Genomic DNA, 16623 nt, shown 5'->3' with positions numbered 1-16623 from the left:
GACCTGCGGCTTCCGCGAGCCGCGCCGTCCTCTTCCCCCCCGACCCCGCCTCGGCTGCTCGGCCGATGGGTCGCTGTCGTGTCGGTCACTACTGTTAGCGTGCCCTCGTTGTCGATCACGGCCGATTCCTCACGAAATCTGGCTGTTCTGCCACTGCGGAGGGTGTTCCTGATGGCCTGGCTACCGGTGGGGGACTCGTACGAGATCTCTCTCGTGGACGGAAAGGTGGCGGCCCGGTCCACCGGCCCGCGCGCCGGCGGCCGTCCACTGAAGACTCTGCCGAAGGTGCTGCGTGACGCCCCCGAGGTGGACCGGCTGCGTCAGCTCGCCCAGTGGCTGGACCGGCACGGCGCCGAGTGCCTGGCCCGGGTCGACGCCTGGGTGGTGTCCTCGCTGCCGGTGCCGACCGCGCTGCTGGCCCGCGTCTGGCCGGACCCGGCCTGGCAGCACGCGCTGCGCGACCTCGTGGTGCTCGGGGACGACCTGGCCGAGACGGGCTTCCTGCGCGACGTCACCGACGGCGGCGACCTGCGCGTGGTCAACCTCGACGGCGACACCGTCCGGCTCTCGCCGGCGACCGCCACGCTGCCTCACCCGGTGCGCCTGCCCGACCTGCCCGACCTGCGCGAGTTCGCCGACGAACTGGACGTGACCCAGCGCATCGAGCAGTTGCACCGGGGCACCTGGGACAAGCCCGACGACCTCAGGGCGCGGGACACCACGGTCGCCGACTTCCGCGGCACCAAGGTCCCCAACCGGCTGGCCGTCCGGGCCGCCACGCTCGGCTTCCGGGTCTCCGGCTCGCAGATCAGGTGCCGCGTCTGGGAGGCCGGCCGCACCGTCGAGGCCGCCCTGTGGTTCGACGAGGACTACTGGGACTCCGAGGCGACCCTGGGCACCCTCTCCTGGGCGGTCGTGGACGGCCCGACGCTGCGGTTGACCGAGGTCGGGCCGGTGGCCTGGTCGGAAGGAATGCGGATGGCGACGGCCCTGTCCGGCGCCGTGACCGGAACGGGGAAGAAGGCGTGAGCGCGATGACCACGACCGCGGACGAGCATTCGGCAGAAAGCGTGCTGACCGCCGGCGCGGTGCTGCCGACCGACACCGCCGGGGCGGGGGAGCGGGCGGTGCCCCTGACCGCCCGCACCTACCGGCACCCGGCCCTCGACGACCGGCCGGTGGTGCGCCTGGTCGACGCCGCGCTCGGCGAGGGCGAGGACATCGCCCTCGAGTTCCTCGGCCTGGCGCCGGGCGCCGAGCCGGTCGTCGTCGGGCTGGGCCCCCGCCGCCCGTTGGCCTTCCCGGAATGGGTGCTGGTGCACCACCCGGCGGACGGCCGGCACGCGTTGGCGGTGGTGCCGGAGTTGCAGAAGCTGGCCAAGCAGGTGCGCTCGCGTCCCAAGGCCGCCCTGGACGCCCACCAGGGCATCGCCGACCGGTTCGCCCGTACGCTGCCGCACTTCCTGCCGACGTTCTTCGAGCAGGCGGCGCGGGTGTTCCTGGCCGCCGGGCAGGACGCGTACGCCACGCAGTTGTTCAACAAGGCGCGCAAGGCGGAGGCGCAGCACGGCCTGCCGGTCGACCTGCACCGGCTGGACGAGGTCTACGTGGAGTTCGCGTCGGCCAAGGTGGTGTCCGCGACCGCGCTGGCCGGCTACGCGAAGGAGTTGTCCGCCCAGTTGCCGGCCGACGAGGCGCTGGACCGCTTCTGCCGGCTGGCGCTGCGGGCCGCGGCCGCCGGGGTGGTCCCGTCCACCCAGTCGGCCACCGCGGTGAACCGCCTGGTCCGCACGGCCACCAGAGCCGCCGGCAAGGCCGCTGCCGCCGTCGCCGACCGGGCGGACGCCTACCTGACCGAGCTGCTCCGGCTGCCGGTGGCCGCCGAGGCACCGGCCGGCTGGTGGAAGGCGCACCTGCCGGCCGTGACGGCGCTGGCCGGGCGCGACCCGGCGGTCCGCGGCAGCCTGCTCGACCTGATGCCCGCCGACCGCGACGACCTGGTCACCTGGCTGGCCCTGCTCACCGACACCGGCGCGCTCACCGGCCTGTGCGACCCGGACGTGCCGGAGGCGGCCCGCCCGCGCGACGGCTCCGTCGGCTGGCTACGCCGCTTCGTGAGTCGGGCCAACTCCGGGCATCACCACCGCCGGCTGCCGCAGCTGTACCCGCTCGTCGAGCGGATGGCCGACCGGCTGCGCATCGAACTGGCCGGCAGCGGCGAGGGCCTCGACGTCGACGGCGACCTGGAACTGCTCGACCTGCTGCTCGCCCTCGGCCTGCCGGTGACCCCGCCCAAGGAGCGCGACGTCCTCGACCTGGCGAACTGGGTCAAGCGTGGGGGAGAGCGGGATCTGCTCGCCGTGGCCGGCGACGACCGGTTCACCGCCGCCCTGCGCCGGGGCCTCGACCAGCTCGACGACCAGCAACCGGCGCTGCGCCGGATGGTCGACACGCCGGGCGTCCGGCCGCTGCTGACCGACTGGCTGCGGGAGCGGATCCGCGCCCGGTTCACCGCCGGGCTGCCGTACCTGCCGGCGTCGGTGGACTGGCTGGGCAGGATCCCGGTCGAGGCGCTGCGGCTCGTCCCCGACGTCGTCGGCGAGGCCGGCGCGGGCGGCGACCTCGGGCAGGCCCTGGGCGTCGATCTCGCCGAGCACGTCGCCCGCGCCCTGCGCGGCGGCCTCGTCGACGAGCTGGGCTGGCCGGACTGGGAGCTGGCCTGGCAGGAGGTGACCGGCGGCGACCGCCGGGTCGAGGTCGCCCGGCAGGAGGCCTGGCCGTACGTGATCCTGGCCGGGCCGACCACGGTGCGCGTGATTGGCGACGAGGGCATCGTGCTCCGCCACGACCTGCGCATCCCGGCCAACGACATGTGGGGCCAGCCCGGCTACCACTACGTCGCCGGCCACCTGCTGGTCTACTGGCGTTCCAAGGCGCTCGACTACGACCTGCGCGGCTACTGGCACTCGGCGCCCGGTGAACCGCAGCCCCTCCAGGGCCGCCACCACGGCAGCCAGCCACGCGGGAAGGGGATCACCCTGCCGCTGGCGGGCGGCGGACGGACCACCGGCGACGGCGTCCTGCACGCCGGTGACACCGCCGTGCCGTCCGAGCTGCCGGTCATCACCGACGGCACCGACCACTGGGTCTACCGGCACAGCGAGGACGACGACACGTACGGCTGGCGCGAGTACGACCCGGTCGCCAACACCCACGGCGGGCGCGGCCTGCCCCGGTTCCTGGCGGAGCTCCCGGTCGACGGCAGCCAGCTGCGGGAGCCGGCCAGCTGGCTGCGCCCGGCCCTGTCCGAGGGGGCAACCCCGGCAGCGGTCCCCGTGGACGGTCTGCTCGGCTGGCGGGTGGTCACCCTGCCGGACGGCTCGGTACGCGGCGACGACCTCGCCGGCCGTACGGTCACCGTGGCTGCGGGGCAGGAGCCGATCGCGGCGCTGGTGCTGCCCGGCGACGACCGGCCGCGGGCCGTACTCAAGGGGTTCGTCCTGCTCGACCCGGACGGGGTGGCGTCGGCGGTCCCCGGACCGCCGGCCAGCCGCGACTACCACCCCGACGCCGTGCCGCTGCCGCCGCAGGCGTTCGTCGGGCACCTGCTGCCCCGGGACCCGGCTGGCTCCACCACCCTGCGCCGGATGGACCGGGAGACCGCCGCCGCACTGCTCAAGGTCGCGGTCGACGAGCGGCGCGCCGCCCTGGCGGAAGAGGCCGCGCGGGCCGCGGCCCGCGCGGCGACGCGATCCGGGTCGACCGCCGCCACGCAGGCGATCACCGGTCTGCCCGTCGCCGTCCCGGCGTCCATGGTCGGCACCGGCGGGGCTGCACCGGCCATCGACGGGGACGACACCGACGCGCTGGTCGAGCTGGTCCGCTCGACGCTGCCGGCGATCGGCCACGACGCCCTGCTCGCCGGGGTGGCCGGGGCGCTGCGGCTGGCCGCCCGGGTGCGTACCGACCTGGACGCGGTGACCGAGCGGCTCACCAGGGCGTTGGCCGCGCCCGTCGCCGTGGCGCCGCCGGCCGCCGCGGCCGGACCCACCGACAGGCAGCTCAGCGCGGCGCTGGACGGGCTGCGCGGCTCGGTCCACGGGGCGGGCACCGCGACCTCGACCTTCACCCAGTTCCGGGCGTTCGCCATCCAGTGCTCCGCCACCGGCGGGGTCGAGCCCGCCGTACGGCTGCACCTGGACGGGCCGTCGCTGCCGTCCACCCTGAACTGGTGGTCGCTGCTCGACGGCGTCGCCGCCGTCGCCTACCGGGCCGTCGCGGCGGTCACCCCCGACGAGCACCGGGAGACGCTGGCCGCCCTGCTCACGGAGCTGGACGGGCTCGACCTGAGCGCGGCGGCCGAGCCGGGGCGGTGGCGCCGGTGCAGGCTGCACCTGCTGGACGACGACCTGAAGAACCCCGACGGCTCGCGCCGCTACCCCCGGCCGGGCATCCTGCCGCTGCCCGACGGGGCGTTCCTCGCCGTGCTCAACTCCAGCGGCACGGCCACCGGCTACTTCTTCGACGCGCTGCACCACGACCCGGCCGGCGTCTTCGCCGTGCCGGAGCCGTACACGGTGCACTCCTCGGAGCCGGTCGGTGACGAACGGCCGACCGGCTGGCTGGCCGGCTTCCGCACCGAGTGGGCCGCACGCGGCCCGCTGCCGTGGCGGCCCGAGGCGGCCGAGCGGTTCGCCGAGCTGACCGGCATCACCCCCACCGCCGCGAAGCTCGTGCTGGCCGGCCTGCCGTACGCGGACTCGGCCGGCACCGTCCCGACCGAGCTGCGCAAGGCGCTCGGGATCAGGCAGGTCGGGGAGGTCAAGCTGGCCTTCGGGGTGCTGCGGGAGGCCAGGCCGGCACTGCGCCGGGCCGTGGTCTCGGCGCTGCTGCCGGCCGACCCGGCCCGGCTGTGGACCGACGGACCGGACGTGGCCGCAGCCGCGGCGGTGTGGAACGCCGCCCTGGGGCGCCGGGTGGTCGTGCCCGAACAGCTGCTCGCCGAGGCGACCCGCGCCATCCGCACCGGGTGGGCGCCCGCGAAGGCGTTGCCGGCGCTGCTCGACCCGGCCCGCTCGGCCGAGTTGAGCACCGACCTGGCCTTCGAGTTCAGAGGCGACCGGGTGCGGCCGGTCGACAACCGCACGGCGGGCTTCACCGGCCACGTGCTGCGCTCCACGGTCGCACTGGCGGCCTGGGTAGCCCACCACACGCCGGCCGGTGACCCGTGCCGGGCCGCGCTGCCGGCCGCGCTCGCCGCGATCCGGGACCGGCTGGCCAACCCCGACCTCCTGCTCGACCTGGAGCAGTACGTCTACCTGCCCGAGTTCCGGCAGGTGGCGGGCACCCCGTCGGAGACGGGCCCGGGCTGGGAACGCTACGGCGCCATCGTGCTGTCCACCCACGACAGCCGACCGTCGCCCGCGCTGCGGCCGGAGCTGCTCGACGCCGACGGCACGGACCCGTACCTGCCGGCGCTGCGCAGGGACGTGGCCAAGCCGTACCCGGTGGAGGTGGCGCTGCGGCTGGTGCGCGACCCGCGCTTCGCGGCGCTGCTCGCCGACGCGGGGGAGCCCGACGGTGGCGAGCGGACGGCGGACGGGACCTGGTGGCCGCAGGACCCGACGCGGTCGGTGCCCGACCTGGTCGCCGAGGTCGCCGGGGAGCACGCCCTGGGCGCCGACGCGGCGGCGGCGTACCTGATGCTGCTGGCCATGCCCGACCCGACCGACCGCAACACGGCGAGGTGGACGGGCTGGAAGCCGGCCCGGCTGAAGGCGGCCCGCGCCGAACTGGCCGGCACCGACCTGGTCGTCGAGGCCAGCCGGTCCCGGGCCGGCCGGTCGCTGTTCCTGCCCGGCCCGTGGCTGGAGCGCGGCGCCGGGCAGGTGCCGATCGAGGGCTGGAAGTTGGCCCTGTTCGACCTCGCCCCCGACGGCACGGCCGCGCTCGGGGTGACCGTGCCGTTCGAACCGGCCGCGGAACTCTACCGGCGGGCCTGGCGACGCCTCCGCGACGGCGACCGGCCCCGCCTCGCCGACCTGCCCGGCCGCGGCGCCCCCCGCTGACCCGTACCCGAAAGGGCGGCGGTGCCCGCGACGACCTGCCCGGACGTTGCGGCGCCGCCGACCCCTGTCCCGCAACACCCCCTCAAGAGGAAGATCGAGGAACACCCGTGACCGTGACGGAACATGTCCGCCCCTCCGAGGCGCCGGAGACCGCCGCCCAGGTCCTCTCCGCCGAGCAGCGGTACGCCGACGAGCTGGCCTTCCTGGCCGCGTACGACGACGGGGCCCGGCCGCCGGGCTGGGCGCTGACCCCGCGCGCCGTGGTCACCTTCATCCAGGGCAGTGACGGCGAGGCGTTGAAGCTGCCCGCCGAGCGGCGTACCGGCCCCGACGGCACCGAGCTGCCGGCCAGCATGACCATTGCGGCGAAGTTCGTCGGCGAGCGGAGCCTGGTCGAGCGGTGCGTGGTCACCCTGGCCGGCGAGCGGGGCCTGCTGCTGGTCGGCGAGCCCGGCACCGCGAAGTCCATGCTGTCGGAGCTGTTGGCCGCCGCGGTCTGCGGCACCAGCGCGCTGACCGTGCAGGGCACCGCCGGCACCACCGAGGACGCCTTCCGCTACGGCTGGAACTACGCCCTGCTGCTGGCGCAGGGCCCGACTCCGCAGGCGCTGGTCGACTCGCCGGTGCTGACCGCGATGCGTAGCGGCCGGGTGGTGCGGATCGAGGAGGTCACCCGCTGCCTGCCCGAGGTGCAGGACGCGCTGGTGTCCATCCTGTCCGACCGGCGGATGAACGTGCCGGAGCTGTCCGGCACCGAGGACGGCCTGATCCGCGCCCTGCCCGGGTTCACCGTGATCGCCACCGCCAACCTGCGGGACCGGGGCGTGTCGGAGATGTCCTCGGCGCTCAAGCGCCGGTTCAACTTCGAGACGATCCACCCGATCGCCGACGCCGACGTCGAGACCGACCTGGTCCGCCAGCAGGCCACCGCCGCCGTGCGGCGCGCCGGTGCGGCCTACACGGTGGACGACGCGGTGCTGGACGCCCTGGTCACCGTGTTCCGCGACCTGCGTTCCGGTCGTTCGGGCGAGGGCTGGGACGTGGAGCGGCCCGGCACGGTCATGTCCACCGCCGAGGCGGTGCAGGTGGCGGTGTCGCTCGGCCTGTCGGCCGCGTACCTGCCCGGCGGGGACACGCTCGACCTGGTGCCCGGGCACCTGCTCGGCGTGGTGCGCAAGGACGACCAGAACGACCACGCCCGGCTGCTCGGCTACTGGGACGGCCCGGTCCGCCGCCGCGCCGAGGACGGCTCGGCGATGTGGCGCCGGCTCTGGGACCTGCGGGAGAGCCTGCGGTGACGACCCTTTCCCGTACGTCCGGCGCGCCGCCGACCGCCGGACCGGTGGCCGTCGACCCGACGTCGGCCGACCCGCGCGCCGTGGTCGACGCGCTCGCCGGTTCGCTCCGGCCGTACCTGATCGGGGTGCGGCACCACAGCCCGGCGCTGGCGGCGGCGGTCCCGGCGCTGCTGGACGCCGCCGGGGCCGAGGTGGTCTGCGTCGAGCTGCCCGCCGACTTCCAGCGCTGGCTGCCGTACCTGTCCGACCCGGCCGCGCGGGCCCCGCTGGCCCTCGTCGGCAGCCACGGCACGGACGGCCCGATGGGCTTCTACCCGTTCGCCGACTTCTCCCCGGAACTGGCCGCGCTGCGCTGGGCCCGGCAACGCGGCGTCGAGGTGCTCTGCTGCGACCTGCCGCTGGCCGACAGCGGCTGGACCGCCGACGGCACCGAGCCGGCCACCGGCACCGGCCCGGCTACCGACTCCGACCCGGCCGCCGGTGGCGGGCCCGAGCCGGACGCCGGTGAGCCGGTGCCCGGCCTGCGTCGCTCCTACGCCGCCGCGCTCAGCGCCAGCGGCACCGGCCGCGACGGCGACGACCTGTGGGACCGGGTGGTCGAGGTGCGCGCCCCGGGCAGCGCGCCCGAAGCGCTGCGCCGGGCTGCGCTCGGCGTCGGCTGGGCGATGCGCACCGACAGCGCCGGCCACGGCGGCGTACCGGCCCGGGACCTGGCCCGCGAGCGGCACATGCGCCGGGTGCTGGCCGAGGCCGGCGCCGACGGCCGGCGGGTCGCCGCCGTCGTCGGCGCCTTCCACGCGCCGGCCCTGCTCGCCGCCGCGCCGGCCGCCGACGCCAGCGTGGCGCCCGGCCGGCCCGGCCCCGCCGCGACCGATCCGGTCCGGTCCGTGACGACGCCGCCCGGACCCGCCGCCACCGACGGCGCGACGGCGGTCACCTCGCTGGTGCCGTACGCCTTCGACCTGCTCGACTCCCGGTCCGGCTACCCGGCCGGGATCCGCGACCCGCGCTGGCAGCAGTCCGTCTTCACCGCCGCCGGCGACCCGGAACGGATCCGGGCCGCCGCCGCCCGCGCGGTCACCGACCTGTGCCGGGAACTCCGCGCGGCCGGCCACACCGCCGGCACCGGTGAGGCCACCGAGACGGTACGGCTCGCCGACGACCTGGCCCGGCTGCGGGACCTGCCCGCCCCGGGCCGGGGCGAGGTGCTGGAGGCGGTGACCACCGTGCTCGGCCAGGGCGAACTGCTCGGCCGGGGCCGGGCGCTGGCCCGGGCGCTGGAGACCGTGCTGGTCGGCGCCGAGCGGGGCCGCGTCGCCCCCGGTACGCCGCGCTCCGGGCTCGGCCCGGCGGTCGAGGCGGAACTCGTCACACTGCGGCTGCCCAGCCCGGACAGCCCCAAGGCCCGCGAGGTGCGGCTGGACCCGCTGCGTACCGAGCTGGACGGGCGGCGGGAGATCCTGCTGCAACGCCTCCAGGTCTGCGGCATCGGCTACGGCGAGGCGATCGCGGTGTCCGGCACCGGCGACGGTGCGGCCCTGACCACCCGCTGGCAACTGGCCTGGACGCCGTCCGTGGCGGCCCGGCTGGACCTGGTGGGCGTACGCGGGGTGACCGCGGCGCTGGCCGCGGCCGGCACCCTGCGGGAACGGTTCCGCCGGGAGGCCGCCGACGGTGGCCCCACGGCCGCGCAGCTGCTCGTCGGCCTGCGCGACGCCGCCCGGTGCGACCTGCCGGACCTGGTCACCGACCGGCTGGACCTGGCGGCCTCCGTGCTGCCGGGCACCGGCACGCTGCCCGAGCTGCTGGCCGCGCTGGACCTGCTGGAGGCGCTGCGCCGCGAACACCTGCCCGGCACCACCGCCGACGGCCGGGCCCGGGCGGCCGAGCTGACGGTCGTGCTGCTGGACGCGGCGGTACGCGGGTTGCCCGGCCTGGCCGGCAGCGACGTCCCGGCCGACGCCGCCGCGCTGGTCGACCTCGCGGTCCGCGCCGGCGAGGACCGGATCGGGCTGCGCCTGGACGAGGCCCTCGACCACCTGGCCCGCGCCGGCTCGCCGTTGATCCAGGGCGCCGCCCTGGCCGCCCGGGTGCTGCTCGACCTGACCGACCTGGAGACCCTGGGGACCCGGGTGGCCGGCTGGGTCGACGCGGCGACCGGACCGGACACCCGCCGGCACCTGCACCGGCTGCTCGGCGGTCTGCTCACCGCGGCGCACCCGCTGCTGCAGTCCGCCCCGGCCGCGCTGGACCCGCTGCTGGAACGCGTCGAGCGGCTTCCCGACGCCGACTTCCTGGACCGGCTGCCGGCGCTGCGCGGCGGATTCGACGTGCTGACCCCGGCGGCCCGGGACCGGCTGCTGCACACCGTCACCGACCGGCTCGGCGACCGGCTCGATCTGAGCCTGTCCGCCCCGCCCGAGCTGCTGGCCCGCTGGGCCGCCGCCGACGCGGCCGGCCGGGCCGCCCTGCTCGCCCGCCACATCCCCGTCCCGGGCGCGCCGAGTGGCTGCGCCGACGCCGAGGTCGAGGCCGCACCCGGGCCGGACACCCCCGAGGCCGGGCTCACCCCCACCGACCGGTGGCGGCTGCTGCTCGGCCGCCAACCCGACCGGTTGCCGGCCGACGCCCGTCGCTACGCCCGCGCCCTGGACGAGCTGTACGGGGCGGGCCAGGGCGAGGGCGCCACCGACCTCGGGCAGGCGGCCGGCGGCGGCCAGGAGGCGTCCTTCCCGACCGCCCGCGAGTGGGCCGACGAACTCGAGGCGCTGTTCGGCACCGCGGTCCGCGAGGAGGTCATCGCCCGGGCGGCCGAGGACGGCCGTACCGACGTGCTCACCGAGCTCGACCCCGCCGCGGTACGCCCGTCGATGGAGCTGCTGACCTCGGTGCTGTCGCTGGCCGGCGGGCTGCCCGAGGGGCAGCTGGCCAAGCTGCGTCCACTGGTGCGGCGGCTGGTCGAGGAGCTGACGAAGCAGTTGGCCACCCAGGTCCGCCCGGCGCTGACGGGGCTGACCAACCCGCGTCCGTCCCGCCGCCCCGGCGGCCGGATCAACCTCGCCCGTACGCTGCGGGCGAACCTGGCGCACACCCAGCGCCTCGGCGACGGCCGGACGGTGGTGGTGCCGCAGCGCCCCGTCTTCAACAGCCGCACGCGCAAGGAGGCCGACTGGCGGCTGGTGCTGGTGGTCGACGTGTCCGGCTCGATGGAGGCGTCGGTGGTGTGGTCGGCGTTGACCGCCGCCGTGCTGGCCGGGGTGCCCGCCCTGTCCACCCACTTCCTCGCCTTCTCCACCGAGGTGGTCGACCTGACCGACCGGGTCGACGACCCACTGTCGCTGCTGCTGGAGGTGCGCGTCGGCGGTGGTACGCACATCGCCGCCGGGCTGGCCGCCGCCCGCTCGCTGGTGACCGTGCCGAGCCGCACCATCGTCGCCGTGGTCAGCGACTTCGAGGAGGGCTACCCGCTGGCCGGGCTGCTCGGCGAGGTCCGCACGCTGGTCAGTTCCGGCGTGCACGTGCTCGGCTGTGCCGCGCTGAACGACAGGGGAGCGCCCTGCTACTCGGTGCCGGTCGCCCAGCAGCTCGTCGCGGCCGGAATGCCGGTCGCCGCCCTCAGTCCGCTCGAACTCGCCCGCTGGGTGGGCGACCGCATCCGCGGAGGATCACGTTGACGCAGCGCACCGCCACCACCGTGGACACCGACCGGTTGCCGGCGGTGCTGCCGGCCGTCGCCGCCGCGGCGGTGGCGGCCCTGCCGTCCCGGCTGCACAAGCGGCTGGACGCCGCCGTCGAGCGGCTGGCCGGCGTACCGGTCGGGCCCCTCGACGGGGGCGTGTCGGTCGACTGCGGACCGGAGGCGCTGGTCACCCTGACGCCCGGACCGGCAGGCGCGGTCACCGACCCGGACCAGGCGCGGTGCAGCTGCCTGCTTTCGCCCCGCTGCCTGCACCGCACCGCCGTCCTGCTGGCCTGCCCGGTCGCCGATCCGGGCAGCCACCCCGGTCCGCCGACCACCGCCGCCGCGTCCCCGACGCCGGACCGCGCCGACGCGGCGTCCGGCCGCACCGGGCGTACCAGGAAGTCGGCTGGCGCGGCACCGACGAAGGCGCAACGGGCCGCCGCCGACGCGCTGTGGCGGGCGGGCGCGGCGGTGCTCTCGGCCGGCGTGCCGGCCGCCGGGGCGGTGCCGCAGGCCGAACTGCTGCGGGCCGCCCACGGCGCCCGGCTCGCCGGCCTGCCGCGGGCCGAGAGCGCCGCGCTGCGCACGGTGCGTGGCCTGCGCGCGCAGCGGGGACGACAGAACGGCCACCGGCTGGCCGAGCTCGTCGAGGTGCTGCACGACCTGCTGTACGTCGCGGGCCGGCTGGCCGCCGGCGATCCCGACCCGGCGCTGGTCGGCGTCCTGCGGCGGGCCTACCAGCCGGACGGCACGCTGGAGGTGCACGGTGTCTGCCGGGAGCCGGTGATCAGCGCGACCGGGTACGCCGGGGTGGTCACCCACCTGCTCGCCGCCGACGGCCGTCAGCTCTCCTTCGGCGACGTGAAACCGGGCGGGCCGGACCGGGCCCGGGACTGCGCCCGGGCGGTCACCGAGATGGGCGCGGTCTCGGTCAACCACGCGGTACTGTCCCGCGGCGGCCTGCGGATCACCGGCACCACCGTCTCCCCGGACGGCCGGCTCGGCGCCGGCAAGGGCGTGCGGGCCACGCCGCTCGCCGGCACCGACTGGGCCACCGGAGCGCTGGCGGAACTGTTCGCCCGCCCGCTCGCCGAGGTGGTGACCGCCCAGCTCGCCACCGAGGACCCGGAGGACCCGGGCCGGGCGGGCACCGCGCTCGTCGGCGGCGACCTGGTGGTGGTGGGCGCCGTCGGCGACCAGGTGCTGGCCCGCGAGCTGGCCCCCGCCACCGACGCCGCAGCGGAGCGCGCGCCGGTGCCGGACGGGCCGCTGATCCGGCTGGTGCCCGTCGACGCACACCCGGGGCTGGCCCACGTTGCCAACCTGCGGCGGCTCGCCTCCCGGCCCGGCCTGCGGGTGCGGGTGGTCGGCCGGCTGGACCCGGACCGGGCCAGCACGCTGCGTCCGCTCGCGGTCGGCCCGGTGCCCGGTGCCGCCGCGACGCTCCGGCTGCCGCCGGACTGGCACGGCCGGGCGGACCTCGGCTACGACGAGATCCAGGGCGGGCACCTGCCGCCGCGCGACCCGGCCGCGACGACCGGACCGGTGCTCGCCGTCGGCGCCGACGCGGTCGCGGAGTCCCCGCTGTGGCGGGTCCGCCGGCTGGTGGAGCTGGCCGTCGCGGGCGGCCGCCGCGCCGTCGCCGAGGCGGCCCGCGGCGACGGCGCCGGCCCGGCCGGTCCGCTGCGCCGCGCCGGCTTCACCACCGCCGCCGCGCTGGCCGCCGCGCTCGCCGACGAGTCCGACCGGCGCGGCCGGGACGCGTTCGGTCGGCTCACCGATCCGGATCCCGACCGGTACGCCTGGGCCTGGCTCGCGGCGACCGTCCACCTCGCCGCCGCCGAGCGGGAGTTGATCCGGTCCTCCTGGACCGCGTCCGCCGTCGGCTGACGCGCCGACGCCGACCACGCCGGCGCCCGCTCGAACCCCCGGGCGGGCGCCGGCGTTCCGCTTACGCCTTCCGCACGCGCGGGCGCAGCCGGCGGCACGGTCGCGGCTCACCGGATCGCCGTGCTAATTCGTATTAGCACCTTGACGCCGCGAAGCAGGCGCGCGCAGACTCATCGATCAACGAGCCCGATCGCGACGGGCGCGCACACCGTTCGGCCGCTCGGCGAGGTGGGGTGTCACCCGACCCGTCACGGCCGCCCCGCTTCCCCTGCCCCCGTCGGCTCGGCCCACGAACGGAGGGAACGCGATGACGCGTACCCCTGAAGGATCCTTCTCCCGACGCGCGCTGCTGCGTGGCGCGGCGGCCGCCGGGATGGCGACCGCGACCACCGGCGCCGGTCTCGCCGCGACGCCCACGCCGGCGTTGGCCGGCCCGGCCGGCTTTCCCACCTACCGGTACGTGCGCGACGCGTTCGACCGACCGTTGCGCTACAACCCCACCGGCGAGTTCATCTTCCCGTGCGTGCGCGGCGTCTACGACAAGATCAGCGGCTATCTCGGCCGCTACTACCTCTACTACGCGCCGCACGACGCGCCCGGCGGAATCTGCCTCGCCTACGCCGACCGCCTCGAGGGCCCCTACACCGAGTACGCCGGCAACCCCGTCGTCGACCGGGTGCTGCCGACCACGACGGTGAGCCACGTGTCGTCGCCGCACGTCGTGTGGGACGCGCCGACGCGGCAGTTCTACCTGTACTTCCACGGCGAGAACCACACGACCCGGGTCGCCCGTTCGACCGACGGCATCCATTTCACCAACGAGACGCCGATCCTGTCGACGAATCTGGTGCCCAACACGACGGAGACCTCGTACGCGCGGGTCTTCGAGCACCCGGTGGCCGGCAAGGGAAACCGTTACGTGATGGTGTTCATGGGTGCCCACACGGTCCGCCCCGGCACCCGCAAGATCTTCTGGGGCTGGTCGCCGAACGGCTGGAACGGCTGGCAGTTCGCCCCGAACCCGTTGGTGTCACCGTCGGGCGACGGGCTCACCGACATCTCCGCGCCGCACCTGCTGAAGCGCAACGGCACCGCGTACCTCGCGTATCACGGCAGCAGCGGCAACATGTACCTGACCGAGGTCGGCAACAACTTCGACCGCGAGGTCCACCTCGGTGTGTTCCACCGGCCGATCGCCTCGGACAACGGTCGGGTGGCGTCGCCGACGTTCGGCACCGACGGCGGCGTGGAATACCTGCTGTACGAGGCCGGGCCCCGCCTCGACGCCAGGATCTGCGTGGCGCGCGCGGTCTGACCTGCACCGCCCGGCTTCGCCGAATCCGTCGCCGATCGTCGGACCCCGTCGGCGGCGCCTCGTCGAGCGGCTCGACGGCCCGGGCGGCGCGGAGCAGACCTTCGTGCGGAAAGCGGTAGGGTGCCCGAGGAACGGACAATCGGCCCCATGTCACTCCTGGGAGCACAGATGCCCGAAGGCTGGCAGTGGGATCAGACGCTGTTCCGCGGTAGTGCCGCCTACTACGACCAGGGCCGGCTGCCCTATGCGCCCCGATACGCGGCGCGGCTCGCCGGTGAACTCGGCCAGCACGGTCAGGGTCGGCTGCTGGACGTCGGCTGTGGGCCGGGCACGGTGACGTTGGCGCTGGCACCCTACTTCGCCGAGGCCGTCGGCGTCGACCCGGATCCGGACATGCTCGTCGAGGCGCGCCGTCGCGCGGAGGGTCTCGGTGTGCGCAACGCGAGCTGGACGGAGGCGCGCGCCGAGGACCTTCCGGCCGGCCTCGGGCTCTTCCGGGTGGTGCTCTTCGCCCAGTCCTTCCACTGGACCGACCGCGAGCGCGTCGCCGCCACCGCCTTCGAGATGATCGAGCCGAGCGGCTTCTTCGTGCACATGAGCGATCTCAAGGAGCCGCCGGCGAACCCGTTGCCGCTGCCGCACCCGGCGCCGCCGTTCGAGGGGATCGCCGCGCTGGTGCGCACGTACCTCGGTGCGGTGCGCCGTGCCGGGCAGGGCGTGCTGCGTCACGGCACGCAGAGCGGGGAACGCGCGATCGTCGAGGGCGCCGGGTTCGAGGGGTACCAGCGGCTGGTCGTGCCCTCCGGCGCGGTGGTCGAGCGCAGCGCGGACGACATCGTGGCGTGGGTGTTCTCCCGGTCGGACTCCGCGCCTCACTTGTACGGCGAGCGCCTCGACGAGTTCGAGCGCGACCTGCGCGCGCTGCTGCGCGAGGTCTCGCCCGACGGCGTGTTCGCCGAGCAGTTACCGGGCACGGAGATCTGGTACTGGCGCAAGCCGCCGGAGTGATCGCCGGTCGTCCCCGGCCGCGGGTCCGGCCCGAAACGGCGTCCGGGGGAGGTGCGGAACGCCCCGGTGACACCCAGATTTGAGGGTTCCCCATGGATCTCTCGCCAACATCGCGCAGAACCCTCAACCGCGGTGTTCAACGATACGGTTGAAGTCATGACCCTCGCTGTCCAGGACACCGCCCACGTCGTCGACGCCGCCAACGTCATGAGGCTGCTGCCGACGCGGCCACGGCTGCTCGCCCTGGGCGAGCCCACCCACGGCGAGCACGTCCTGCTCGACCTGCGCAACGAGCTCTTCCGGCAACTCGTCGAGCAGGAGGGCTACCGCACGATCGCGATCGAGAGCGACTGCCTGACGGGCCTGGTCGTGGACGACTTCGTCACCTCGGGCGCCGGAAGCCTCGACGAGGCCATGGCGCGCGGCTTCAGCCACGGGTGGGGTGCCTTCCCGGCCAACCGCGAGCTGGTGCGCTGGATGCGCGCGTACAACGACGGGCGGCCCGCGGCCGAGCGGCTGCGGTTCGCCGGGTTCGACGGTCCGCTGGAGATCACCGGCGCCGCGAGCCCTCGGCGCGCCCTCTCGGCGCTGCACGCCTACCTCGCCGCGCGGGTCGACACCGGCCTGCTTCCCTGCACCGCGGACACGCTCGACCGGCTGCTCGGCGCCGATGACGGATGGACCAGTCCCGCCGCCATGATGGACCCGGCCGAATCCGTGGGGCAGACGTCCGAGGCCAGGCAGCTGCGGCTGCTCGCCGACGACCTGGTGGCGCTGCTCGACGCGCAGACGCCGCAGCTGATCGCCGCGTCCTCGCGGGACGACTGGGACCGGGCGCGGCTGTACGGGCGCACCGCCGCCGGGCTGCTGCGCTACCACTACTGGATGGCCGACACCTCGCCGAGCCGCCTGGCGCGGCTGCTCGGCGTACGGGACTCGATGATGGCCGCCAACCTGCTCGCCGTCGCCGAGCGGGGCCCGGCGCTGGTCAACGCGCACAACGGCCACCTCCAGCGGCACCGCAGCAGCATGCGGATGGGGGGCCTGCCGCTGGAGTGGTGGAGCGCCGGCGCGATCGTCGACGCCCACCTGGGGGAGGCGTACGCCTTCCTGGCCACGGCCCTCGGCACGATCCGCCACCACGGCGTGGACGTCCCACCGCCGGACACCGTCGAGGGGATGCTGTACGCGCTCCCGGACGACCGGTACGTCGTCGACGCCCGGTGGCTGGCCGCCGCCCTCGGCGACGTGACGCCGCCCGCCCGCGTGTCCCCGTGGTTCGGCTATTCGCCGCTGGACCCGGCCCACCTGGGCGGCGCCGAGGCGATCGTGTTCGTCAGGGACGCGCTCGCCGGATAGGCG

The 16623-nt window shown here is 76.0% G+C and carries 8 protein-coding genes; all 8 read left to right on the top strand.

The genetic code is table 11. From position 1 onward, the window contains the following. Window positions 1–171: 171 nt before the first annotated feature. The 8 genes from GA0070610_RS14830 (at window position 172) to GA0070610_RS14795 (ending at window position 16620) form a co-directional block, all read left to right on the top strand. Window positions 172–1029, top strand: coding sequence for a DUF4132 domain-containing protein (locus tag GA0070610_RS14830; RefSeq protein ID WP_089003514.1), 858 nt, complete (start codon window positions 172–174; stop codon window positions 1027–1029). A gap of 5 nt (window positions 1030–1034) precedes the next feature. Then, complete coding sequence (locus GA0070610_RS14825; RefSeq protein WP_089003513.1) at window positions 1035–6068, top strand: DNA-binding protein; 5034 nt, start codon at window positions 1035–1037, stop codon at window positions 6066–6068. Window positions 6069–6175: 107 nt separating this feature from the next. Further along, window positions 6176–7366: an ATP-binding protein gene (locus GA0070610_RS14820; protein ID WP_089000581.1), complete on the top strand. Its 1191-nt coding sequence runs from the start codon at window positions 6176–6178 to the stop codon at window positions 7364–7366. Further along, on the top strand, window positions 7363–11040 hold the full coding sequence (locus tag GA0070610_RS31410; RefSeq protein WP_089000580.1) for a vWA domain-containing protein: 3678 nt from the start codon (window positions 7363–7365) through the stop codon (window positions 11038–11040). Before GA0070610_RS14820 ends, GA0070610_RS31410 begins: the two co-directional genes overlap by 4 nt. After that, window positions 11037–12938, top strand: coding sequence for an SWIM zinc finger family protein (locus GA0070610_RS14810; RefSeq protein ID WP_197697857.1), 1902 nt, complete (start codon window positions 11037–11039; stop codon window positions 12936–12938). Before GA0070610_RS31410 ends, GA0070610_RS14810 begins: the two co-directional genes overlap by 4 nt. A 307-nt stretch (window positions 12939–13245) precedes the next feature. Then, window positions 13246–14253, top strand: coding sequence for a glycoside hydrolase family protein (locus GA0070610_RS14805; protein ID WP_089000579.1), 1008 nt, complete (start codon window positions 13246–13248; stop codon window positions 14251–14253). Window positions 14254–14400: 147 nt separating this feature from the next. Then, window positions 14401–15261, top strand: coding sequence for a class I SAM-dependent methyltransferase (locus GA0070610_RS14800; protein WP_231926127.1), 861 nt, complete (start codon window positions 14401–14403; stop codon window positions 15259–15261). A gap of 156 nt (window positions 15262–15417) precedes the next feature. After that, window positions 15418–16620 carry an erythromycin esterase family protein gene (locus tag GA0070610_RS14795; protein ID WP_089000577.1) on the top strand — a complete coding sequence of 401 codons (1203 nt, stop codon included), beginning with the start codon at window positions 15418–15420 and terminating at the stop codon, window positions 16618–16620. Window positions 16621–16623 lie beyond the last annotated feature (3 nt).

It is taken from the genome of Micromonospora echinofusca, assembly GCF_900091445.1.
Lineage (GTDB): Bacteria > Actinomycetota > Actinomycetes > Mycobacteriales > Micromonosporaceae > Micromonospora > Micromonospora echinofusca.
This window is presented reverse-complemented; position numbering and strand designations above follow the sequence as displayed.

What these genes read in the sequence shown, in the direction of transcription:
- GA0070610_RS14830 (WP_089003514.1), top strand. Translation starts at nt 172, where the DNA reads ATGGCCTGGCTACCGGTGGGGGACTCGTACGAGATCTCTCTCGTGGAC.
- GA0070610_RS14825 (WP_089003513.1), top strand. Translation starts at nt 1,035, where the DNA reads ATGACCACGACCGCGGACGAGCATTCGGCAGAAAGCGTGCTGACCGCC.
- GA0070610_RS14805 (WP_089000579.1), top strand. Translation starts at nt 13,246, where the DNA reads ATGACGCGTACCCCTGAAGGATCCTTCTCCCGACGCGCGCTGCTGCGT.
- GA0070610_RS14800 (WP_231926127.1), top strand. Translation starts at nt 14,401, where the DNA reads ATGTCACTCCTGGGAGCACAGATGCCCGAAGGCTGGCAGTGGGATCAG.
- GA0070610_RS14795 (WP_089000577.1), top strand. Translation starts at nt 15,418, where the DNA reads ATGACCCTCGCTGTCCAGGACACCGCCCACGTCGTCGACGCCGCCAAC.